The sequence below is a fragment of the Mycolicibacterium komossense genome (assembly GCF_025822605.1).
GTDB lineage: Bacteria > Actinomycetota > Actinomycetes > Mycobacteriales > Mycobacteriaceae > Mycobacterium > Mycobacterium komossense.
This window is the reverse complement of record NZ_JACKTY010000051.1, coordinates 1-22,772: the sequence shown is the minus strand read 5'-3', so window position 1 is coordinate 22,772 and position 22,772 is coordinate 1. Positions and strand designations below refer to the sequence as shown.

Below are 22,772 nucleotides of genomic sequence, written 5' to 3'. Positions count from 1 at the left end.
CAGACAGACGAACCCCGCAGGAGCATCACGCACCTGCGGGGTTTTTCTGTTGGCCGACGCCGGCCAACCCTTCACCCGCCGATCATGACTGAGCGCTACTGCGACAGGTCGTACATCAGTACGCGATCAACCCTGATCGGGGTGAAGTTGCGCTGCACCCACTGCTGGATCAGGGCGGCGTCGTTGAGGTGACCCCATTTATCCTGCTGGATCGGATTGGTGATGATGAAGTAGTGGATGTGCTTGCCCAGCGCCAGCCGCAGGAATTGATCCGGCCTGGGCGCGGGGTCGGTGGTGTTGTACCCGCCGACCGGCATCACGGGATAGCCGCTGGCGAGCTGATATCCGGCGGCGCACATGGAGCCGACGGTCGCCGCGACCCACCGATAGCGGTCGGCATTCTCGGTCAGCTTCGCGATGACATCGGCTGCCGGAGTACCCGCCTCGAGCAGGCTGCAGCCGGGGACGTGCGAAGGCCGGCCCGGAGCGCCGATCGGCCGCAGGAACCCCGGCCCGGAGGCCTCGGTGATCTGGGCGGTCACGACGCCGGGCTGGTTGGAGCTCGAGTTCACCCGGATGCGCGAGCGCAGCGATGGGCCGGCCGAGGGAAGCCCACCGGAGTTGCCCTGGACGACGGTAGTCACCGAATATGCCACTGGCGCAAGCAGTGCCGTCATCACCATCGCGACGACGACGGCCGTCCGCAGCGGGCCGCGGCCGGCGCAGGTGAGCCTGGTCAACGCCAGACCGAGCAGCGCCACCGCCGCGGCCCCCAACACCAGCCACTTGAGCCACGGGCTGTAGAGCGGATAGTAGTTCAGTGCGAAGTAGGCAGTGGCCGCGACGGTGACGACGGCGACTGCCAGGGTGCTTCGCGCCCAGACCTGGTGCCGGTGCTCCCAACACACCACGGCGCCGATCCCGACCAGCGCGCCGATCGCCGGTGCCAGCGCGACGGTGTAATAGGGATGGAAGATGCCCTGCATATAGCTGAACACCGTTGCGGTACAGATCAACCACAGCATCCAGACCAGTAGCTGGGCCCGTCGCGCGTCGGTGCGGGCGGCTCGCCCACGCCACACCAGCAACACCACTCCGAACAGCAGAGCGGTCGGTAGCAGCCAGGCGATCTGGCCGGCCTGGGCCAGCTGAAAGAGCCGACCGGCACCCGGCACCCCCCACAGGTGTAGCGACGCGGCGGTCTGATTGGGGCCGTTGGCCGGGCCCAGCGCCAAACCCGCTGTGCTGCCGGGTTCGTCACCGGAGAGCCGCCCCAGCCCGTTGTAACCGAGTGTCAGCTCCACGATCGAGTTGTGCGTGGTGCCGCCGATCCAGGGTCGGTCTTTGGCGGGCCACAGTTGCACCAGCAGTACCCACCAGCCGGCGCCGGCCACGGCCGCACCCAGGCTCACCGCCGCCTGCCACAGCCGGGTCCACAGCCCGCGGGGGCCCGCAATCAGATAGGTCACACCTAGTGCCGGCAGGATGAGCGTGACCTGCAGCTGCTTGGTCAGATAGCCCAACCCGACGCAGAGCCCGGCGAGCAACAGCCAGCGGGTTCGGCCGTCGTCCACAGCGCGCAGCATCGCCCATACCGCGGCGATCATCAGCAGCACCAACAGGGCGTCGGGGTTGTTGTACCGGAAGATCGCCACCGCGATCGGAGTCAGCGCGAAGACCAAACCAGCTGCCAGTGCGGCGATTTCAGTGAACGATCGCCGGACGGTATCCCACAGCAGGGCCACCGCGCCCACCCCGATGACCGCCTGCGGCACGAGGATGCTCCAGGAGTTCACACCGAACACCCGGGCCGACAGAGCCATCGGCCACAACGACAGCGGCGGCTTGTCGACGGTGATCGAGTTCGCGGCATCCGAGGAACCGAACAGGAAGGCTTTCCAGGACTGCGCACCCGCTTGCGCCGCAGCCGAATAGAAGGCGTTCGCCCAGCCCGATACCGACAGGTCCCACAGGTAGAGCAGAGCGGTCCCGACGAGCAGGCCCGCCAGCGCCCACGGGTGAGTGAGCCGCCCTTTGATCTGCGGCGCAACGACTTCAGGCGCAGCGTCCACCGCCGACGAGCTCATGGCGGTGGACATCAGGTCAGTCGGGCGTGGGCGCCGAAGACCCGGCGCAGCGCGACGAACCGCGCGAGTGTGGCCACCAGGTTGGCCACGACGAGGACAGACAGCTCGGCGACCTTGCCGACGGTCGGATCGAAGCGGTGTAGGACGAATAGCGATCCACTGGTGACCGCGAGCCCGAACGCGAAGACCAACAGACCGTGCATGTGATGACGCGCAGCGTCGGCCCGACCGCGAATCCCGAACGTGAAGGCGCGGTTGGCCGCAGTGTTGCCGATCGCAGTCAGCAACAGTGCGGTCAGGTTGGCGGCCTGTGCGCCGACCGCGGGGTGCAGCACGAGGTACAGCAGCGCGTAGGCGAGCGTGCTGGCGATGCCGATCAGGCCGAAGCGCACCAGCTGGCCGACCATTCCGCGCGGCACACCCGGAACGAGCGGTTCCCGGCCGAGGCTGGCCTGCAGTTCTCGCACTGGCAGCGCTCCGGTAGCCAGAGCCCGACCGATCCGCCAGCACCCACGGAGGTCTTCGACGGCGGTCGCGACGATGTCGACATGCGATTCGGGGTCGTCGATCCAGTCGACGGGGACCTCGTGGATACGCAAGCCGGCACGTTCGGCGATCACCAGGAGCTCGGTGTCGAAGAACCATCCGGTGTCTGCGACCAGCGGCAGGAGCTCACGCGCCACGTCGGCGCGCAGCGCCTTGAAACCGCACTGCGCGTCGGAGAATCGGGCACCGAGCGCCCCGCGGAGGATCAGGTTGTAGCTGCGGGAGACGAATTCGCGTTTCGGACCGCGCACCACCCGCGACGACGGCACCAGTCGGGAACCGATGGCGATGTCGGAGTGCCCGGATACCAACGGGGCGACCAGGGGCATCAACGCCGCCAGATCAGTGGACAGGTCGACGTCCATGTAGGCCACGACGTCCGCAGGTGAGCTCAGCCACGCCGCCATCAGGGCACCGCCGCGCCCCTTGGCATCGAGGTGCATGACGTCGACATCGGGCAGTTCGCGAGCCAGCTGCCGGGCCACCTCGAGCGTGGTGTCGGTACTGGCGTTGTCCGCGACGGTGATCCGCGACCGGTAGGGAACCTCGTCGAACAGGAAGCGGTGCAGCCGGCGAACGGCGCCGGGTAGGTCTGCTTCCTCGTTGTAGACCGGGATGACGATGTCCAGAACGTAATCCCTGGTGTCGATCTGGGCGACGGATTCCGAGCTGGATTCGGTGCCGGACGATGGCAACGCCAGTTCGGTCATGCCCATTACGGTCCCGTGGCAAGCTGCCACGGCACTGCGTCGAGCCTGGGAGGTTGCTGAAAGAGGGCCGAGAAGGTCCACCGGCGGCCCCCCATATGCTTGGTCGTCATGGCCACCCTCTTCACGAAAATCATCAACCGGGAGATACCGGGACGTTTCGTCTACGAGGACGACGAGTTCGTCGCGTTCCTGACGATCGCACCCGTCACACAAGGCCACACGCTGGTGGTCCCCCGCGCCGAAATCGATCAGTGGCAGGACGTCGACCCGGGGGTATTCGGCCGGATCATGGCACTGGCGCAACGCATCGGCGGCGCTGTGACCACTGCCTTCAACGCTGACCGCGCCGGTCTGCTGATCGCCGGGCTGGAAGTTCCGCACCTACACGTGCATGTTTTTCCCGCGTACACGCTGGGTGATTTCGATATCAGCGGCGCCGACCCGAACCCATCGCCGGAGTCCCTCGACGAGGCTCAGGCGAAGATCAAAGCCGCGCTGAGCGGGCCCTAGCCTCGCGGTCGAACTCAGCCGGCTGCGCGGGCACCTCGGCGTAGCGCGGCAGGCTGACGCGGAAGCAGCAGCCGCGCCCCGGTGCCGTCGTCACCGTCACCGTGCCGCCGTGGGCAAACACCAGCGAATCCACGATCGACAGTCCGAGGCCGGTGCCGCCGCTGGAGCGTGCCCGCGACGAGTCAGTCCGGAAAAAGCGCTCGAACACCCGGTGCGCGTCGTCCTGGGTCATCCCGGGGCCTTCGTCGGCGACCTCGAGGATCGCGCAGTCACCGCGAGTGCCGATGCGTACGGTGATCCCCGCGGTTTCGGGCGTGTGCTGCAGCGCGTTGGCGACGAGGTTGCCCAGCACCTGTCGCAACCGGGCCTCGTCTCCGATCACCTCGGGGGTGCCGGGGCCGTCGAAGACGTCCATCGCGATGACGCGGGCCGGCGCGATCGACTGGGCATCGTGCACCGCGTCGGTGGCCAGCGTCAGCAGGTCCACTCGACGTTGTTCGAGCGGACGCTGCGCATCGAGCCGGGCCAGCAGCAGCAAGTCCTCGACGAGCAGCCCCATCCGGCGGGACTCGCTCTCGATCCGCGACATCAGCATCTCGACATCGCGGGCGGCGCCCTGGCGGTACAGCTCGGCGAATCCGCGGATGGTGGTCAGCGGAGTACGCAGTTCGTGGCTCGCGTCGGTGATGAAGCGACGCATCCTCTCCTCCGAAGTACGGGCCTTCTCGGCCGAGGATTCCGAGGACGCCATCGCCCGCTGAATCTGCGCGAGCATGCCATTCAGTGCCAGCGACAGCCGACCCACTTCGGTGCGCGGATCACGTTGCGGCACACGGCTATCGAGCTCTCCGGCGGCGATCGCGGCGGCAGTCTGTTCCACTTCGGCCAGTGGTCGCAGGCTGCGGTGGACCACCGCGTAACCGGCGACGCCGAGCACCAGCAGCACCGCGACGCCAATCCCGACCTGCGCGTAGATCAGCGAGCGGACCGTGGACTGCACGTCGGACAGGTCGATCGCGACGGTCGTCAGTTCGCCGTGGGGCCCGCGTACCGAAACCGCACGCCATTCGACGTGCGAGCCGTCGATCGAGCCGACGGTGGTGGGCACCGGCCCGACGTCGTTGTCGTCGGGCAGTTGCGGGTCGGCGTCGCGGTCGTTGACCGCCATCCAAACCCGACCGTCGTCACCGACGCCGCGAACATAGAAGTTCGACGGCGGCCGACCGGGGTTGGGACCTTCGTTCGGCGGCGGCGGCATGCGGCGCGGCGCCTGAGCCCAGCCCCGCGACGCGTCGATCAGGGTCTGGTCCACACGGCCGACCAGGCTGTGGTCGAGGATCGTGGTGACGGCAATACCCGACGCCAGCAAGCCGAAGGCGACGAGCACGAGGGTGGCCGCGACGAGGCCGACCCGTAGAGGGACACCTCGTCGCCGATGGTCGGGCATGCTCTTATTGTCCGCCAGTCGGTGGTCGGTTGGGCTGTTAACGAGGTTCGTGAAGGCCGTCAGCGCGGTTCGCAGAGGCCGTCAGCGCGGTTCGCGGAGTACATAACCCACACCGCGCAGGGTGTGCAGTAACCGCTTGTCGCCGGTGTCGATCTTGCGCCGCAGATAGGAGACGTACGACTCGACGACGTTGACGTCTCCGCCGAAGTCGTAGCGCCAGACGTGGTCGAGGATCTTCGGCTTGCTCAGCACGGTGCCCGCGTTGATCACGAAGTACCGCAGCAGCGTGAACTCGGTCGGCGACAGCGATACCGGCTCGCCGGCCTTCCAGACCTCGTGGGTGTCTTCGTCGAGTTCGATGTCGGCGAAGGTCAGACGCGCGGTGCGCGGCTCCTCGACACCCCGGCCGGTGCGCCGCAGGATCACCCGAAGGCGAGCCACGACCTCTTCGAGGCTGAACGGCTTGGTGACATAGTCGTCGCCCCCGAGTGTGAGGCCGGCGATCTTGTCCTGCAGGGTGTCGCGGGCGGTCAGGAACAGCGCCGGGGCGTCGATTCCGTCGGCGCGAAGCCTGCGCAGCACCCCGAATCCGTCCATCCCGGGCATCATCACGTCGAGGATGACGGCGTCGGGTTTGATCTCGCGGGCCCGGTCCAGCGCGGCCGGGCCGTTTGCGGCGGTGTGTACCTCGAAGCCCTGGAACTTGAGGCTCACGGACAGTAGTTCGACGATGTTCGTCTCGTCGTCTACGACAAGCACGCGAGCTTCCGGCTTGGTCTCGCTGGTAACTGGGGCTGCCATAGCTAGTGAATATCCTCCGAATTGCTTGCCATAGCGCTGAGTGGTAGCTGTGCACTTCCTGTGAATTGGTTTCAGTGACTTCCCAGGTTCTCCCGGTGACTTCCGCGCAGGGTTCGCCAGAGCCCCGGCTGATACCGGCGATCCCGGCAAATTCGTCCACCTAGACTCGTCGGGATGAACCTCGGCAAAAGCCTCGTCGGCCTGGCAACTGCGCCGGTTCGGATCGGGCTCGCTGCCACCGAAGCCGGACTCGACGTCGCCGAGGGGGCGTTGGACCTGGTCAAGCGGTCTCTTGGCGATGACGGTTCGTCGGCGGCGACCAACCCGATGAGCCACATGTCGCAGATGTTCGGCATCAACGACACGGTGGCGCGGGCCAATCGGATTGCCCGCCTCATCGACGACGACGCCCCACTGGGCAAGGCGCTGGCTCCCGACGGTCCGATCGACCGGCTGATGCGGCCCGGTGGCCTGATCGACCGCGCCACTGCACCCGGGGGTGTGCTGGACCGGTTGACCGCCGAGGGCGGCGGTCTGGAGCGCGCCCTGGCCCCCGGCGGCCTCGTCGATCAGCTGCTCGACGAGGACGGCCTGGTCGAACGTCTACTCGCCGAAGACGGATTGGCTGACCGGCTGCTGGCCGAGGGCGGCCTGGTCGAGAAGTTGACGGCCCGCAACGGCCCGCTGGAGCAGCTCGCCGATGTGGCTGACACGTTGAATCGGTTGGCGCCAGGGCTGGAGGCGCTGGCCCCGACGATCGACCTGCTGCGCGACGCCGTGACCACCCTGAGCCAGGTGGTCAACCCGCTGAGCAATATCGCCGACCGCATTCCGTTACCGCGCCGGACCGTGCGGCGCCCTCTCACCCGGACGGTTCCGTCGCAGCGGCTCGGCGACCACGACGAGTGACCCGATAAGCTGTCTGCGCGCCGGGCTCGGGTACGGCTCGGCGCACGCCTCCGTAGCTCAGTGGTAGAGCACCCGCCTTGTAAGCGGAAGGTCGTCAGTTCAATCCTGACCGGGGGCTCCGCATTGTTTGCCTCCACCAGATATCCAGATATGCGGACGGCCGGTTCGGGAGGCCGGCCGGGTACCTGACCGAGGTCCCAGTGCCTTCACAGGCCCTTCGCTGGGGAACAGCAGAACTCCCAGACATCGTTGGCGATGAGCCCGGACCGCTGTCCAGCTTGGCGCGCAGACGCGATGACCGCACCACCGCCCGTACCGTGGCCGGCGTTCACTTTCGCTGCTGTCATTCCTTCTTCAGATTGAATGCTGTTGCAAAATGGCTGATTTCACCAGGCGGACGATCTTAGGAGCTTGCGCGCTCGGCGCGGTCGCGGCGACAGCACGCTCCTTCACGGCCCAGGCAACACCGTGGCAGGCACCGAATGCCCGCGAACCGGCACCCGTCGGTGTGCTCACCCGTCTGCCCGGCGAGGGAAATCACATCGCCCTCACCGTCGACGACGGGTGTAGTACAGCCGACGTCGCCGCACTGGGTCGATTCTGCGCCGAGACGGGAATGCGCTTGACGTTCTTCGTCAACGGAGTAAACCACTCGTGGACTGTCAACGCTCCAGTGCTGCGGCCGATGGTTGAATCGGGTCAGATTCAGCTCGGCAACCACACCTGGTCACACCCCGACATCACCAAGATCAGCACGGCCTCGTTGTCCGACCAGATCGGTCGCAATGCCGACTTCCTGCGGGATACTTATGGCGTCGACGGAACTCCTTATTTCCGGCCGCCCTACGGCAGCCACAATGCCAGCTCGGATCGTGTGGCCGCCGACCACGGCTACCACACCATCGCATTGTGGAGCGGCGATATCGGCGACTCCAGGCCGATCGACGAGGCGGCGATGATCGCCAATGCCAACGGTTCGTTCAACGCCCAGCAGGTCGTGCTGATGCACGCCAATCTGCCTCCCATCAGCCATATTCTGCCCCAGTTGGCCGACATCATCACCGGCCGTGGACTGCAGACCGTCACGCTCAACGATGTATTCGCCTGACGGCGAGACGTTTACGCGCGACACCTCGCCGGCCTGCGGGTGCCAAACCTCGGACCGATGTGCGCCCCGTCAGCACGAAAACCCCACGCGCAGTGCGGTTATCGGCCGGCCGCCTCCGTCGTCGATGTCGAGCCGACTTGTGCCGGGCTCGCCGGAAACGCAATGTGGGGCGCGCCGGAGGTACCCAGCTGCCCGGCCAGCCAGGGCAACGCCGCAGCGAACGCGGCCGCGGCAAAAACCCAGTCGTGGTTACCGCGTTGCGTCACTATTCCGCAGTCGATACCTTGTCCCGCAGCCAGATTGCACAATGTACGAGCAGCGACATCCTGACCGCCGGCGTTAGCGCCGTGGTTCGCGGACGGCGCGATTGCGAACCAGCCGGACACGCCACGATATGGGCCGTGCTTGGCGATGACGGTGGCCGGATCGAACGCCGCCCACGCTGCGGCGTCGCCGCCGAACAACCGGGCGACAGTCTGTTCCTTGGTGCCGGCATTCGGACCGGCGTCGCCGGCGATGTCCACGAACGAACGGAACAGGTCGGGGTGAATCACCGTGAGATCGAGCGCGCAGGTACCCCCTGTGGAGAATCCCGCGACCCCCCAGCGGGCGGGGTCGGAACTCGCTCCGAAGTTCGAGATCATGAAGGGGACCACGTCCTTGGTCAGATGATCCGCTGCGTTTCCACGTGCGCCGTTCACACATTCGGTGTCCACGCCGAAAGCACCGCCGGAGTCGACGAACACCAGCACGGGAGCGTTACCACCATGTGCCGCAGCGAAAGCGTCCGCGGCACTGGTCGCGCCCCCGATCCGCAACCAGTCTGCGGGCGTGTTGAACTCGGCTCCGATCATCATCACCACCGGCAGAGGGGGCGGCGGGGTGCTGGCGAACCATGCCGGCGGCAGATACACCAGCTCACCACGATGAGGGAACTTCGACGCCACCCCGCTGATGGTCACCTGGACCACAGTGCCGTTGACCGGTATGACGTGGGCACGCTGCATCGCGGTGACAGTCGCCACGTCGGTCTGATCCGGGAGAGGTCCAGCCGTCAGCTGATTCCAGGCGGAGTACACCGTCGGGGTGTATCCGACCCAGGCATTCAGGACCAGCGCGGCGCTCAGCAGACACAGCGGCACGCCGGCCAGGGCCGAGGCTCGCCGCCACCATTGCGTGCCGCGAAAGCCCACCAGGATGACGCCGGCGGCCGTGCCGGCAAGAATAAGCCAGAGCCACAGGGCATTCGGTGCCGGTCCACCGGACAGTCCCGTTGAGCCGAGGTACCAGTGCAGTGCCATCGCCAGAGCCGCCCCGAACCCGAGCGTCAGCGGCAATCGTCGGATCCACCACCGGCCGGACCGCCCGGCGACAGCACAGCCAAGCGATACCACCGCCGCCGCTTGCACCGTTGGGGGAAGCCAGCCGTGCATCAATGACACCCCCGCGACCCGGTGCCGCAGGGTTTCGACAATGGCCCGCAACAGCACCAGGTCGTAGCCCAACCACGTCGTCACGGCATCGCGTCCGGGTCAGTGATCGTCACCTTCGACGTCACGGCAGCCGATGATCGTGACCACCGATCGGACACTCCACCAACCCTTCCGTCCTTTCGCAGCTGTCCCATCTTTCGCAGCTGTCCCGCCAAACGCGATTGTGCCGCCGGGTACTGTGCGATAGCTGAGAAGTATTGAGTCCCAACACCGGCGCCCACAGAAGCCTCTTGACTGACGCTCGCAAGCCAACTCTTGGTCTATGCGCAGGAGATTCGCAGAATGCGAATGGATACTCGCTCAGATGGATCCGGTAGGCATGCCGCTGGGCCCCGAGAGATTGCTGACCTCGACCGTGACGGCCTGTGTACCCCGGTGGTACGGAACGTCGGCCGGAGCCGAGAACTGCGCAGGACTGCAACGTGGCCGGGACCGAAGAGGACGGGTGACAAGGCCTGCGGCAAAAGTCCTCAGGTCATGCCCGCCGGCGGCGACCAGTCACATCGTCGTTCGCCAACCTGCGCTCGATTACGCCCAGGACGAGATCGAGCACGTGCGGGTCGGCAGCCACGTAGATCCGGCGTTTGCCATCGCGCTGGTCACGTACCAGGCCCGCGAGTTTCAGCTTGCCCAGATGGTGGCTGACGGTCGCCAAGCTCTGCCCGGTGTTCTCGGCCAGTGTCCCGACATCTTGTCCGCCGTGGGCCAGCAACCACAGAATATGAACGCGCACCGGCGTAGCAAGCATCGCGAACATGCCCGCGGCGTCTTGCAACAACTCCGATCCGAGCGGCTGCGCCGGTTCGTCGCGATGTCGCGCTGGAGGCACCGTGGGTCCTTTCGTGGCTACGCCCAGCCTGCTCGGTCATCGACAATTGTGCAAGTGTGCGATCGTTACGCTGGCAGCTTATCGTGACGATCGATGCACCGCCCGCGATCGGCAGCGGCCCCGACGGTGATGTCCTGCGAGAGGCTGCGACAGCAACCGAGTTCACGCTGTACCAGTCCACCCGCAGCTCACCCCGTGGCCTGACGGAGCACGACGCCGCTCAGCGACTCGCCGAGGGTGGTGAGAATGTCAGTCGACAGGACCCCCTCCCGGCGGTTTCCCATCGAGTTCTGGCAGCGGCGCGGAGCCCATTCGTCGCTTTGCTGGGGTCCCTGGGGGTGGTGTTCGCTTTCCTCGGCGACGCGCACAGTGCCGCCACGGTGGCGATCATGGTGTTGTCGGCGGTATTCCTGCGGGCTTGGCAGCACGGCCGGGCCGCCCGCGCAGTCGCCTCGCTGCGCACCGGAGAGCCGGCGACCGCCACGGTGCGCCGCCGCAGCCACGACGAAGCGGTGGCCGTCACCCGTGAAGTCCCTGTCGTCGAGGTGGTGGTCGGTGACCTGGTTCATCTCGTCGCCGGCGACGTCGTTCCCGCTGACGTCCGCATCATCACCTCGGTCGGCCTGGCGATCGACGAGTCGATGCTCACCGGTCAGACACTGCCAGTTGGTAAGGCCGCCCGACTCGACGACGGCGACGTTCCACCCGCAGTGGTCGCCTGCCCTCGGCTGTGTTTCGCCGGCACCAACGTGGTCGCCGGAAGCGCGACGGGAGTCGTCGTCGGGACAGGATCGCGCACGTACTCGGGATCGTTGCGCGGCAACGCCTCTCGACGTGGACATCAATCGAGCGTCGATCGTGGTGTGCGGGCCGTCAGCTGGACCCTTGTTCGATTGATGCTGGTGATGGCTCCCGTGGTGTTCGTTGTTCGCGGCATGTGCGACGGGCAGTGGACACATGCGGCGATTCTGGCGGTAGCGGTCGCCGTGGGCCTCACACCGGAGATGCTGCCCGTCGTGGTCACCACGACCCTCGCCCGCGGCGCGGTCCGACTGGCCGCGCGAGACGTCCTCGTCAAGCGGCTCGACGCGATTCAGGATCTGGGCGCCATGGAGGTGCTGTGCTTCGACAAGACTGGGACATTGACCGAGGATCGCGTGGTCTATGCGCACGCCATCGACGCCGCCGGACGCCACGACGACCTTGCGGCCGAACTCGCCGTCGTGGCCTCGGCATGCACTGATCCAACCGGCGGTCGCTTCGACGACGCAATCGCTTTCGTCGCACAGCGGACCGCCGTCGACCCGGATTCGCATCGTAGGCTGATCGACGAGATTCCCTTCGACCACCGCCGACGACGCGCGAGCGTCGTGGTCTCTCGTCCGTCCGGAGAGCATCGCCTCATCTGTCAGGGTGACGGGGACACCGTGGTGCCGTGTTGCACCACGATGTGGGTCAATGGCGTTGCCGTCGAAATGGATCAACCGGGCCGCACCGCGGTCGGCGCCCTCATCGACGACTACCGCAGCGCTGGCATGCAGGTGCTGTGCGTCGCCGTCGGAGATCTTCCGGCTCGGCTAGGTCCCTACAGCGCCAGCGACGAACGAAACCTGATGCTGGCCGGATTCGTGGCGTTCGTCGATCCGGTCCGCGCTGACGCGTCGCAGGTCGTCGGTGAGCTGGCTGCCCTTGGAATATCACTGAAAATGATCACCGGCGACGCTCGCACCGTGGCCACGCACGTCGCCGCCCAGGTCGGTATCGCCACCGATGGCGCTCTGGTGGGCGACGATCTTGACCACCTCGATGACAACGACCTGCGGATCGCCGCTCGCAGCGCATCGATGTTCGCCGAGGTCACACCTGCGCAGAAAGAGCGGATCGTGGCCGCACTACGAGTGGGGGGAACGGCAGTCGGCTTCGTCGGCGACGGGGTCAATGACATTGCAGCTCTGCGGACATCAGATGTCGGCATTGCCGCCGACACGGCCACCGACGCCACCCAACAGGCGGCAGATCTGATCATGCTGAACCCCGATCTGCGGGTCATCGCCGAAGGTGTGATCGAAGGACGGCGCACGTTGGGCAACACGATGAAGTACGTGCGGATCACGGCGAGCTCCAATTTCGGCAATGCCCTGTCGGTGCTTTGCGCCGGGCTGCTCCTGCCGATCCTGCCGATCCTGCCGATCCAATTGCTGGTCCAGAATCTGCTCTACGACGCCGCTCAATTGGCATTACCGTGGGATCGGGTTGATCCCGGGTATCTGAGCACACCACGACGCTGGCAACCCGACGGCCTGACCCGATTCATGATGACGTTCGGAGCGCTGAGCTCGCTGTTCGACGTGGCGACCTTCGCTGCCCTGTGGTGGTGGTTCGACGCTACGCATGCGCCGGTCATCTTCCAGACCGGCTGGTTCCTCGAAGGTCTGCTGTCGCAGCTGCTGATCGTCATGGTGCTACGCGGAAAGGCGACACCCTGGAAATCGCCAAGGCCCGCTACCGTGATGGTGCTCGCCGCCTGCCTGGCCGCTGCGGTCGGGATCGCACTGCCCATCAGTCCCTTGGCGAATCTTCTTCGACTACAACCACTTCCGATGAGCTATGCGCTGTGGTTGATCGGCGTGTTGAGCGGCTACGCCGTGCTCGCATACAGCGTCAAACGCCGCTACGTCCGACACGTCCATGACATACCGTGAGGATCGACTCCACGGCCGAGCCCGACGCGAGGTACCTCACGTCGGCAGTCGGCGGTTGATCACCAACGCCAGCAGCGCACCCAGAGTCGCGACGAGAACCGCAAGCCGCAACCAACCGGCGCTGGCCGGCCCAGGAACCGTCTGGTAACCGACCTGCTGTTCGATCGCGTCGTAGCTACGGTTGAGCTCGTCGATATTCGAGGCGGTGTAGAACTGACCACCCGACAGCTGGGCGATCTGCTTCATCATGTCGGCATCGACTGGGACCGGGACGGTTCGGTTGTCGAGACTGACGACTCCGCCTGCGGTGCCGAACGAGATAGTGGAAACCGGCACGCCCTGATCCTTCGCTGCCCTCGCCGCGGTGTACGCCCCATGTGGGTTATCCGGATTCTCCGGTTCGTTTTCCTTACCGTCGGACAGCAGGACGATGCGTGCCGGCGGAGGCGCCGTATCCCCGCCGCCCAGCACTGCCGCCACGGTCGCGATCGACTGCAAGGCAGCCAGAATCGCATCACCGGTGGCGGTGCTGTTGTCAGGATGCAAATTGTCCAGCGCACTGATGGTGGCCCCGTGCTCAGGTGTGGGCGATACCAAGACGTTGGCGTGGCCCGCGAACGAAATAAGGCCAAGATTGACTCCCGGCGTGAGCTGGGCGGCAAATATCTTCGCCGACTCCCGTGCCGCCGCCAGCCGACTTGGCGTGACATCGGTTGCGCGCATCGACTGCGACACATCGACGACCAGCATGATCACGGCGCGGTTCCTGGGGATACGCACATTCTGGCTGGGCACGGCCAGCGCCACCGTCAAGAACAGCAATGCCACGAGCGCCGCGCCGACCGGCACGTGACGCCACGGGGACGCCCCTTGGGAAGCAACGGAATCCATCAGTTCCGAATTGACGTATCTCCGCACACGCCGGCGGTTACGCACCTGCACCACCACGTAGAGCACCAGCAAGGCTGCGGGCACCACCCCCAAAAACAACATCTGTGGGTGCTCGAGACCCGACAGCGTGACGGGGCCGATGCCCGGCAGTGTCACAGCGCCATTCGGGACCGCAGGCCGCCCGTCGTCGCGTCCGGCAGAAGCTCGCCTGCAGCCACTTAACTCACCTCTCGCCGACGTTCACGGATGTGCGCACGCAGTGTCACCACCGACATACCTGTCGACGATGTGTCGCAGATATCCGAACACTCATACAATTGTTTGACTATAGCTCACGGATTCTGTGTACTGGAGAAGTGACCGGCCCGCCTTCTGTCAAGGGGACCCGTTCCCATCCTGAACGGGTGCAACGTTTTTCGATAGGGCCTCGACGTAGCGGGCCCGGGCGCTGAGGTGAGCATCCCCTTTTTGGGTCCGTTGCCGTTCTCAGGGTTCGCTCACGCCTGGTTCTTCTTGTACCTGCTCGTCACCGTCGCGGTCGCGGTGCTGTATGTCGTGGTCTCACGAGGTCGGCGCAAACGGGTGTTGCGGTTTACCAACATGGAGTTGCTGGAGGCGGTTGCGCCTAAGCGCAGTCGATATCGTTGGCGTCACCTGCCGGCGATCCTGGCGGTCGCCGCGCTGGTCATCCTCACCACCGCCATGGCCGCACCCACCGAAGCCGTTCGAATCCCCCGCAGCCGAGCGGTGGTGATGCTCGTTATCGACGTGTCGGAATCCATGGTCGCCACCGACGTCGCCCCGAACCGCCTGGCGGCCGCGCAGGAGGCCGGCCGCCAGTTCACCGACGAACTGACGCCCGGCATCAATCTCGGGCTGGTCTCCTTTGGCGGAACCGCAACTGTTTTGGTGTCGCCTACCACCGATCGCAACACGATGAAGGCGGGCATCGACGCGCTCCGCCCGCAGGAACGCACTGCAACTGGCGAAGGAATCTTCACGGCGCTGCAGGCGATCTCGACACTTCAGGCAGTCATGGGCGGGGGCGATACCACCGCACCGGCTCGAATCGTGCTGGAATCCGACGGTGCCGAAACAGTGCCGACAAATCCCTCTGAACCCAGGGGTGCCTTCACCGCAGCACAAGCCGCCAAAGACCAAGGCGTGGAGATCTCCACGATCTCGTTCGGGACGCCGCAAGGCACCATCGACCTCAACGGTGTGACGGTACCGGTCCCCGTCGACGATCAAACACTGCAGACCATCACCAACCTGACCGGCGGGGACGCCTTTCATGCGGGCACTCTCGCTCAGCTGCAACGCGTCTACGCCACCCTGCAGCAGGAGATCGGCTTCGAAACGACCCGCGGCGACGGCAGCCAGGGCTGGATGCGTCTGGGCGCACTGGCACTAGCGCTGGCGGTCCTCGCCGGAGTGCTGATCAACAGGCAGATTCCCCGCTGAGAGTGCGGGGCCGCCCTAGGTGGCGTCCCAGTCGAAGGGCGCGGCTCCACTGCGCGGCTGGGCCCTGGCAGGCGAGAGATCGCCACTGATCCCGTTCGCTTGCACGGGCACCTCACCAGCTTGGACTTGGCGTGAAACCTGCTCTGTGTCAATGCTCTTGGACCAGTAGTCATCGCCATCCAGGAGATGTCGGGTCACCAGCTCACGCGGCGTCATGCTGCGGAGCTTCTGCAGCTCGCCGATCGGTCGCGTCAGGTCCTCGAACTCGGGGCCTAAATCCTCGCGCAGTTGGCCCGTGACGCCACTGATGTAGTCGCGGGTTTGGCGTGTCGCGGTGAACGCCCATCGGATCGCACCGGGCAGTCGCTCCGGGCCCAGCACGATCAAGCCGACCAGTCCGAGCACCAAGAGATGCCCCCACCCGAGATTCTCGAACATCTACACATCATGCGCTGTTCTCTGCTGACACTGCAGATGTTGACTCGATCCGGAAGCTGGGCCAGCCAACAGAGTCAGGTAATCAGCGGCTAGCTCGTCCCCGAAGGCGTGGCAGAGGCCGTCGGCGTCGCCGAAGCAGCGGCCGCGGCAGCTGCAGCAGCTGCGGCTCGCCCCTCAGGGCTTGCCAGCGAGTTGCCCGGAGAGACAGCCGACGCAACCGCCGCGTCGCAGTTCAGTGACACCAGCATCTGATTCGTTGGCGAACCACCTGTGTTTTCCTGTGCGGGAACAGTTCTGACTTGTTGGCGAGTGACGATGCAGTTCGGCCACGCCAGCTGGTCACCCTCCGTGCTCGAAACAACCACCGAAAACCCAGCGCCGGAGAGCGCGGTACTGGCGTCACTGTATTTCTGGCCTACTACCTGCGGGCTCGGAACCGCCTGCGCAACAGCACTTCCTACTATCGAGCTAGTCAACGCCAGAGCGGTCGTTCCGATGCCCAACAAGCTGACACGAACGGGTCGAATTCGAGGTAGTTGCATCAGACAATCGTCGCGCGCGATATGTGTTGATTGGATGAACTTGAGCTGTGATGTTGCATGATATCTCGCACGAGAATGCTGAAATTTGTTTTCTTCCAGCGGTCTTCGAGAGAGTGATGGAACACCTCTGCCTCGACAACGACTGTCAATCAGCTGTATCTTTGATGGATACTTGTAGAAGTATTTGATCGATGGGGGTAGCTTGGTGGCACACCGCAGGTCGTGAAGTCCCCCAGGCGCCCACCGATACTGACCCGCCCGTAGCCATAGCGATGGCGCACGGACGGGCCTAGGCCGATTGACGGAGAACACACACAGATGAGCCAGAGAACTACGAGACGTATCGCAGCGATGCTTGGTTCGATCTCCGTTATCGCGGCCGCCGCGACGACAGTCCTGAACGCCGGCGACTCCCACGACGTCGCCGGGGGTTCCGGAGCTTCCGCCACCGGCACGTCTTATGTCTATCCGACTGTTCCCGCGATGCAAATCGATCCCACCGATCTCAGCACCGGTGCGACCGTCACGGCCGCAGCGCCGGCGACGGCCCTGGCCACGTCGGTGGCCGCCCCCACTTTCAAAGCATCTCCGGAAGCCGGGTGCGTGAACAACGGGCAATGCCCATGAGGCACGCGAGGGAAAGCCAAGCCTGATCGAAGTTTGTGAAGGAGCGGTGGAACAGCTGCGCGTACTCACAACGTGGCGGCCGGCGGGACGCGTGGCCGAGTTGCGGTCAGTGAGAGCGGTCGCCTCTGCAACGGGGGGCTCCTGATGAGGAGACCTGCTACGCCTCCAGCCCCGATGACCAGTAGCCAAAGCGCTGAAAGCGCTTCACCCGTGCGGTATTTGCCGGCCGCGGGGGCGATCGCCGCCGTCGTCTACGCCACGATGTGGGTCGGCTTCGTCGCGAAATGGGCTTGGCTGTCAGCCATTGACGGCTGGTGGCTGCAGGTCTTCCATGGTTTCGGGCTCTCCCATCCGGGATGGGTGTCGTTCTGGGTGGTTTTCTGCGTAATCTTCGGCCCCATCGGATTTCGCGTGATCGCTCTCCCCGTAATCGGTTTTGCACTCGTCCGCCGCGACAAACCCACCGCTATATTCCTCTTCGTCAGCATCGAGTTATCTGCTTTGGTCGCTCTTGTCGCGAAGGAACTCGGTAACCGCCCCCGGCCGACCAGCGCGCTGGTCCACGGCGAATCAACATCGTTCCCGTCAGGACACGCTGTTACCGTCACCGTTGGGGTACTGGCCCTGCTGACTGTCTTCTGGCCGTCGATACCGAACGGCCGAAAGGCCGCCGTGGCGGTGGGCGCCGGAGCGCTGATCCTCGTGGTGGGAGTCGCCCGTGTCGCACTCAACGTGCACAATCCCTCCGACGTCATCGCCGGCTGGGCGCTCGGATTCTTGTATTTCGTGCTGTGCCTGCGCCTGCTACCGCGCCCGATCGGCTTCTCGACCGACGACACCGCGAAATCGAGAACGGACCATCCGCGCCAATCGTGAATCTCAAAGTCCACGCCCAGCGGCCGTCAATTCACCACTGACCGGGGGTTCCCTACGGACGACGCGACCCGGAGCCGGTCTGGCAGGTCAGCCTGAGCCCATCGGCCGCTTTCGAGCCAGTCCCGTACGACGCCGACGTCTCGCTGGTCACAGATCGGACCGACCCAACAAGCAGGGGCGCTCGGGCTCCGGTCTACCCAGCACGGCTGCAGCACGATCATCACACCGGCGCGGTGCGGGTGGGCAGCGCAGCTGAGCGGACCGCGCAGGCACGCAGCCCTGACGAGTATGCCGTGCGGACAGCGACGGATCGACGCGCGCAACTCCTCCATGACACCCGCCGTGCAATCACCGGCACAGCCTCCGCAGACGACGACGGTGAACGGACTTCTGGTGGCGGGACGCGCTCGGGTCACCGACCGTCCTCGCTGCGGAGGCCGCGCTGCCCGTCGCCGCGGCGGAACTTCTGCACCCCGCCGGCGGTGTCCATGTACCGGTGGGCCCCGGTCCAGGACGGGTGCGAATCCGCGCTGACCTCGACGACCACCAGCGGGTGGTAGCCGGGGCGGATTCCGGGTTTCATCGCTCATCTCCTTCGCCGTAACCGGGCGCAGCCGTGTCGGCGACGCGATCAGTGAGTTCGTCGCAGGGGTCTTCATGCCAGTCGCCGAACGGATCGGCATAGCGCGACCACGTTGCGCGGTCGGCCAATTCGCTGTCAGTGAGCAATGCGCCCGGCAGAGCCTCCACGATGTCGGCGGGCACAGCGCCACACGCCAGGACGGTCATGGACGTGTGCCGGTCGCCGAACTCGTCGTCCCAGCGCAGCGCGGCCAGGGCCTGCCGTTGCGGATCGACACCGACGACTTGACTGGATTCCATTGCAGCCAGCCAGGTTCCGGCGTTGCCGACCCGGAGTCCACCACCCGCGGACTCGATCCACATGATGTCGGTCGGCCGGTTTGCCAGCCACGCCCGGCCCCGAGTCCTGACGACGCCGTCCAAGAGAAGGTCGAGCGCGGTGTGCAGCCGGGCGGGATGGAAGGGCCGGTCGGCGGCGAACTCCACCAGCGAGACCTCGCCGTCCGCGCTCAGCGGTGGCTCACCGGCCAGGAGCGGCTCGTGCGGATTGCCGTCGCGGCCACGCCGGGACTCGGGCTCGACGTGTCGCAGCGCCATTTCCACGCGCTCGGGCCCGACGGTGATCCGGGCGCGAGGCGCCAGCCGGCGCAGCACCGCCAGCGTGGTCGGTTCGGGTGCCGTCAACACCTGGACATCGGCGAATTCGGCCTGCCCGACCAGAACCTGCGCGACGGTTCGCCCGTCGCGCAACTCGGCGTCCCCGACGGCATTAGCCGCCCACCCAGTCGCATCGACGCAGTTGAGGACGGCCTCGATGGCGACATCGCGGGCGGCGGGACCGTCGAGGTATCCCGGGCCGACCCGCACCGCGACGTGGTTGATGGCCCAGCAGACCGGTTCCGGTTCCAGCCACGGCCCGAGGTGCACCACCAGCCGATCCACGTCGTCGCGCCGGTGCAACCGCCGCAACAGCACCAGTAGATCGTTGCGAATGGTGCAGGACACGCAGCCGTGAGCCAACTCCAAGGGGAACTCCGAGGTGTGCAGCTCGCCATCGCGCAGGTGGCCTACAGTGCGCCGCACCACCTGCCCGTCGAAGCGATGCGCCACAAGCAGGGTTCCGGGCTTCTCCATCAACGTGCCCGCGACAGCGTCGCTGTTTCCCTGCCCGGTCACCAACAGCACTGGTGTCCGCATCATCCTCCTTAATGGAAACGATTATCATTAACTTGAGTTCACGATACCGTCCCGCATCGATCTTGTCGAAAATCATTTTCATTAAGGAAGGTGGCTGTCCATGTCAGCCCACTGCCGGGTCAGTGCCAAACGCATCAAGGTCATCAACCGCGACAGCTTCGATACCGTGGTTGCGCGCCTTCGCCGAAACGGCGTGGAAATCTGATGGCCAGCAACGAGATTCGCCTCGTCGTCAGACCGCGTTCCACCGCCGGCGCCGGCCATACCCAGCTCACCCACAAGAACCGGCGTAACGATCCTGATCGCATCCGACGTCATGTCGAGTTCCGAGAAGAGTGCTGACGCCCCGACGACCTAGCCAGTCGGCTGCAGGTGCTTCGACCACCCGGATGCGCATCCCGCGGTACACCCGGCGGCGAGCACTCCGACCACCGTCAGCATCGCGGGATAGCTGAAGTAGCGGGCCAACGACGCGAGGACCGCCGGTAGCAGGAAACCGCAGTAGGCAATCGCGTAGTACACGCCGGACATGCCTGCAAGCTCGTCAGGTTCGGCGATGCGCTGTATCTCCAGTAGGCCCGACACGATCGCAATGCCGTAGGCACTGCCAAGCACGATGGCCACCAGCACGCCGACAATCGCCGAACCGGTGACCGCCGCCGTCACAGCGCCGAAAACACCGACCGCCATCAGCGCCATCGACACCACGATTGCGCGCGCGGTCGAACGGTCGTCGAGCAGCCGCGCGACGGGCTGGATGAGCACCCCGCATGCCAAGGTCAGCACCGTCAGCCCACAGGTGTACAGCAGCGCCCATGACCCGAGTTTTCCGGCGACCAACGTCGGCACAATCGCATAGGCGATGCCAGCCGATCCAAATACCCAGGGCGCCATCGGAACAACGACGCGAACAAACCTCCGATGACCTGCCGATGGCACTTTCAGCGACCGCCAGAGGCTGCGCGTCGGCGCACCGGAGCGCGTCTCGACTGCCTTGCGCGCCACGATCCACAACACCGGAGCACAGAGCAACACGTGCACCAGATAGGTCAGCACCAGCGGCAGCGGCGCGAAGGCCGCAAGCAGGCCGGCGCACAGCGGTCCGACGCCGAACCCCAGCGACAGCCCCACCGAGGCGCGCCGCGCGCCCGCGCCCGGCACCGCGTCGCCGAACGGCGGCGCCGAGAGTTCGGTGATCCACGCCGAGCCGACCGCCATCGCGATACCGACCGCCAGCCCACTCAACAACCGGCCCCCGAAGAGCACCGAGAATCCGTACGAGTCGCCGGCCGCCAGCGCCACACTGCCCAGTGCCGAACTGAGCACCCCGACGATCATCACGCGGGTGCGCCCGTAGCGATCCGACAGTGCCGCGGCCACGAGCAGTCCCGGTATCAGACCCAGGACGTAGGCACCCAACAGCACATCGACGTTGGTCTGCGAATAGCCGGACCGCTGAACATATTCGATCAGCAACGGCGTGAACTGGTTTCCACCCCAACCGATGCAGAACATCGCCAGCGCGACGGCTCGCCAGGGCTTGAACCCGGTGGGCGCAAAGACGTGAGCTGGACCGCTCATCTCAGCACCACCCGATACGCCGCCTCGAGATGGGCGATGAGCAACGTTTCGAAGGCCGATGTGTCAGCCTGGCGAATGGCCGCCACGATCTGAGTGTGTTCGTCGATGATCGTCGCCACACGCATACCCGCGCCGCGAACCACATCGGCCATCATCCGGCGCTGCCGGTCTCCGAGCGACGCATAGAAACGCTGGCCGATGGCGTTGGCCGCCGCGTCCACGATCCGCCGGTGGAAGGCGTCGTCAGCAGCGGCGAACTGGCAGGTGTCCCCCTCGGCCGCGTCGCGGCGCTGGCGGTCGGTCAGCGAGGTCAGCTCGTCACACAGCGGCCCGAGCTCCTGCGGCGATCGGCACAACCTCCGCACCGCGGCGCCTTCGATGGCGAGGCGCATCTCAAGCAGATCGATGGCTTCGTGCGGGGGCACCGGCGCGACCACAGCTCCTCGCCGCGGGACCAGATCAAGGAAGTCCTCTGCCGCGAGCCGCAGGAAAGCCTCGTGCACTGGAGTGCGGCTGATACCGAGCTCGGTTGCCACATCGATCTCGCTCAGCAGCTGACCGCCGGGCATCTTGCCGGCAAGAATCCGGGCCTTCGTCGCTTGATAAGCCCGCTCGGCCGCCGGCACCTGTTCCATCGCCACCCAAGAGAGCTTACACGCCTTGCATGCAAGGTTGTATACAAGGCGGAAGAGGCGGGTGGCGGTCGCATCTGCTGGCTAGGCTCGAAGGGGTGACTCTCAAACTGGGCTATCAGATTCCGAACTTCTCCTACGGCACAGGCGTCGAGCAGCTCTTCCCGACCGTCGTCGCCCAGGCTCGCGAGGCCGACGCCGCCGGATACGACGCAGTGTTCGTGATGGACCACTTCTATCAGCTGCCCGGTCTCGGCACTCCCGACCAGCCGATGCTCGAGGCGTACACCGCGCTCGGCGCCCTGGCCGCAGTCACCGAGAACGTTCGTGATGGACCACTTCTATCAGCTGCCCGGTCTCGGCACTCCCGACCAGCCGATGCTCGAGGCGTACACCGCGCTCGGCGCCCTGGCCGCAGTCACCGAGAACGTCCAACTCGGCACCCTGGTCACCGGCAACACCTACCGAAACCCGACACTGCTGGCGAAGGCGATCACCACCCTGGACGTGATCAGCCAAGGCCGCGCCATCCTCGGCATCGGCACCGGTTGGTTCGAGCTCGAGCACGATTCCCTCGGCTACGAGTTCGGCACGTTCACCGACCGATTCAACAAGCTCGGCGAAGCCCTGCAGATCATCCTGCCGATGCTCGAAGGCGAGCGGCCCACATTCTCCGGAAAGTACTACCGCACCCAGGAAGCCATGGCCGAGCCCCGCTTCCGCGACCACATCCCGCTGATGATCGGCGGCAGCGGCGAGAAGAAGACAATCCCGTTGGCAGCCAAGCACTTCGACCATCT

Annotated in this window: 20 protein-coding genes, 1 tRNA gene and 2 pseudogenes; 11 read left to right on the top strand and 12 right to left on the bottom strand. The window is 65.7% G+C overall.

Going from position 1 to position 22,772, the window contains the following annotated elements:
• Positions 1–95 precede the first annotated feature (95 nt).
• Positions 96–2,099, bottom strand: a complete 2,004-nt coding sequence (locus H7J73_RS31790; RefSeq protein ID WP_264071828.1) for an ArnT family glycosyltransferase — start codon at positions 2,097–2,099, stop codon at positions 96–98.
• Positions 2,099–3,343: a bifunctional glycosyltransferase family 2/GtrA family protein gene (locus tag H7J73_RS31785; protein ID WP_264071827.1), complete on the bottom strand. Its 1,245-nt coding sequence runs from the start codon at positions 3,341–3,343 to the stop codon at positions 2,099–2,101. Before H7J73_RS31785 ends, H7J73_RS31790 begins: the two co-directional genes overlap by 1 nt.
• 108 nt (positions 3,344–3,451) lie before the next feature.
• Between H7J73_RS31785 and H7J73_RS31780 the strand changes: the two genes are divergently transcribed.
• Positions 3,452–3,853, top strand: a complete 402-nt coding sequence (locus tag H7J73_RS31780; RefSeq protein WP_264071826.1) for an HIT family protein — start codon at positions 3,452–3,454, stop codon at positions 3,851–3,853.
• Here H7J73_RS31780 and H7J73_RS31775 read toward each other — a convergent pair.
• Both H7J73_RS31775 and H7J73_RS31770 read right to left on the bottom strand, forming a co-directional pair.
• Complete coding sequence (locus H7J73_RS31775) at positions 3,828–5,300, bottom strand: sensor histidine kinase (RefSeq protein WP_264071825.1); 1,473 nt, start codon at positions 5,298–5,300, stop codon at positions 3,828–3,830. The genes H7J73_RS31780 and H7J73_RS31775 overlap by 26 nt on opposite strands.
• Positions 5,301–5,381: 81 nt before the next feature.
• On the bottom strand, positions 5,382–6,101 hold the full coding sequence (locus tag H7J73_RS31770; protein WP_264071824.1) for a response regulator transcription factor: 720 nt from the start codon (positions 6,099–6,101) through the stop codon (positions 5,382–5,384).
• 174 nt (positions 6,102–6,275) lie between these two features.
• Between H7J73_RS31770 and H7J73_RS31765 the strand changes: the two genes are divergently transcribed.
• The 3 genes from H7J73_RS31765 to H7J73_RS31755 all read left to right on the top strand — a co-directional run bounded on the left by H7J73_RS31765 (position 6,276) and on the right by H7J73_RS31755 (position 8,118).
• Complete coding sequence (locus H7J73_RS31765) at positions 6,276–7,010, top strand: hypothetical protein (protein WP_264071823.1); 735 nt, start codon at positions 6,276–6,278, stop codon at positions 7,008–7,010.
• A 46-nt stretch (positions 7,011–7,056) separates the two neighbouring features.
• Positions 7,057–7,128, top strand: a tRNA-Thr gene (locus H7J73_RS31760).
• Between the two features lie 258 nt (positions 7,129–7,386).
• The gene (locus tag H7J73_RS31755; RefSeq protein WP_264071822.1) at positions 7,387–8,118 is read left to right on the top strand and encodes a polysaccharide deacetylase family protein; all 732 of its coding nucleotides are present in this window, start codon (positions 7,387–7,389) and stop codon (positions 8,116–8,118) included.
• Between the two features lie 98 nt (positions 8,119–8,216).
• Here the strand turns inward: H7J73_RS31755 and H7J73_RS31750 are convergent, their stop codons facing one another.
• Together H7J73_RS31750 and H7J73_RS31745 are read right to left on the bottom strand one after the other, a co-directional pair.
• Positions 8,217–9,581 carry an alpha/beta hydrolase-fold protein gene (locus tag H7J73_RS31750; protein ID WP_435405621.1) on the bottom strand — a complete coding sequence of 455 codons (1,365 nt, stop codon included), beginning with the start codon at positions 9,579–9,581 and terminating at the stop codon, positions 8,217–8,219.
• 505 nt (positions 9,582–10,086) lie between these two features.
• Positions 10,087–10,440 carry an ArsR/SmtB family transcription factor gene (locus H7J73_RS31745; RefSeq protein WP_264071821.1) on the bottom strand — a complete coding sequence of 118 codons (354 nt, stop codon included), beginning with the start codon at positions 10,438–10,440 and terminating at the stop codon, positions 10,087–10,089.
• Positions 10,441–10,523: 83 nt separating this feature from the next.
• Between H7J73_RS31745 and mgtA the strand changes: the two genes are divergently transcribed.
• On the top strand, positions 10,524–13,142 hold the full coding sequence (gene mgtA, locus H7J73_RS31740; RefSeq protein ID WP_264071820.1) for a magnesium-translocating P-type ATPase: 2,619 nt from the start codon (positions 10,524–10,526) through the stop codon (positions 13,140–13,142).
• 36 nt (positions 13,143–13,178) lie between these two features.
• Here mgtA and H7J73_RS31735 read toward each other — a convergent pair whose 3' ends face one another.
• On the bottom strand, positions 13,179–14,189 hold the full coding sequence (locus H7J73_RS31735) for a VWA domain-containing protein (RefSeq protein WP_264071819.1): 1,011 nt from the start codon (positions 14,187–14,189) through the stop codon (positions 13,179–13,181).
• A gap of 297 nt (positions 14,190–14,486) precedes the next feature.
• Here H7J73_RS31735 and H7J73_RS31730 point away from each other — a divergent pair, with 297 nt between their 5' ends.
• Positions 14,487–15,497: a VWA domain-containing protein gene (locus tag H7J73_RS31730; RefSeq protein ID WP_264071818.1), complete on the top strand. Its 1,011-nt coding sequence runs from the start codon at positions 14,487–14,489 to the stop codon at positions 15,495–15,497.
• Positions 15,498–15,512: 15 nt separating this feature from the next.
• Here the strand turns inward: H7J73_RS31730 and tatB are convergent, their stop codons facing one another.
• Positions 15,513–15,935 (bottom strand): Sec-independent protein translocase protein TatB, encoded by a 423-nt coding sequence (gene tatB, locus H7J73_RS31725; protein WP_264071817.1) that lies wholly within the window; start codon positions 15,933–15,935, stop codon positions 15,513–15,515.
• Positions 15,936–16,795: 860 nt separating this feature from the next.
• Between tatB and H7J73_RS31720 the strand changes: the two genes are divergently transcribed.
• The gene (locus H7J73_RS31720) at positions 16,796–17,104 is read left to right on the top strand and encodes a hypothetical protein (RefSeq protein ID WP_264071816.1); all 309 of its coding nucleotides are present in this window, start codon (positions 16,796–16,798) and stop codon (positions 17,102–17,104) included.
• Between the two features lie 210 nt (positions 17,105–17,314).
• Positions 17,315–17,980, top strand: a complete 666-nt coding sequence (locus H7J73_RS31715) for a phosphatase PAP2 family protein (protein ID WP_264071815.1) — start codon at positions 17,315–17,317, stop codon at positions 17,978–17,980.
• A 412-nt stretch (positions 17,981–18,392) separates the two neighbouring features.
• Here H7J73_RS31715 and H7J73_RS31710 read toward each other — a convergent pair whose 3' ends face one another.
• A complete protein-coding gene (locus tag H7J73_RS31710; RefSeq protein WP_264071814.1) occupies positions 18,393–18,563 on the bottom strand; it encodes a 50S ribosomal protein L31 in 171 nt (56 codons plus the stop codon).
• Positions 18,560–19,759 carry a ribosome hibernation factor-recruiting GTPase MRF gene (gene mrf, locus H7J73_RS31705; RefSeq protein WP_264071812.1) on the bottom strand — a complete coding sequence of 400 codons (1,200 nt, stop codon included), beginning with the start codon at positions 19,757–19,759 and terminating at the stop codon, positions 18,560–18,562. Before mrf ends, H7J73_RS31710 begins: the two co-directional genes overlap by 4 nt.
• Positions 19,760–19,963: 204 nt before the next feature.
• On the opposite strand from mrf, the gene rpmG reads away from it, so the two are divergent.
• Positions 19,964–20,101 (top strand): 50S ribosomal protein L33, encoded by a 138-nt coding sequence (gene rpmG / locus H7J73_RS31700; RefSeq protein WP_264071811.1) that lies wholly within the window; start codon positions 19,964–19,966, stop codon positions 20,099–20,101.
• Between the two features lie 12 nt (positions 20,102–20,113).
• On the opposite strand, the gene H7J73_RS31695 is transcribed toward rpmG, so the two are convergent.
• Positions 20,114–21,340, bottom strand: coding sequence for an MFS transporter (locus H7J73_RS31695; protein WP_264071810.1), 1,227 nt, complete (start codon positions 21,338–21,340; stop codon positions 20,114–20,116).
• A complete protein-coding gene (locus H7J73_RS31690; protein WP_264072019.1) occupies positions 21,337–21,975 on the bottom strand; it encodes a GntR family transcriptional regulator in 639 nt (212 codons plus the stop codon). The genes H7J73_RS31695 and H7J73_RS31690 overlap by 4 nt, the downstream gene beginning before the upstream one ends.
• 95 nt (positions 21,976–22,070) lie before the next feature.
• Between H7J73_RS31690 and H7J73_RS34055 the strand changes: the two are divergent.
• Together H7J73_RS34055 and H7J73_RS31685 are read left to right on the top strand one after the other, a co-directional pair.
• Positions 22,071–22,241 (top strand): annotated as a pseudogene (locus H7J73_RS34055) (LLM class F420-dependent oxidoreductase); the annotation flags it as partial.
• Between the two features lie 55 nt (positions 22,242–22,296).
• Positions 22,297–22,772, top strand: a pseudogene (locus H7J73_RS31685) (TIGR03560 family F420-dependent LLM class oxidoreductase); the annotation flags it as partial.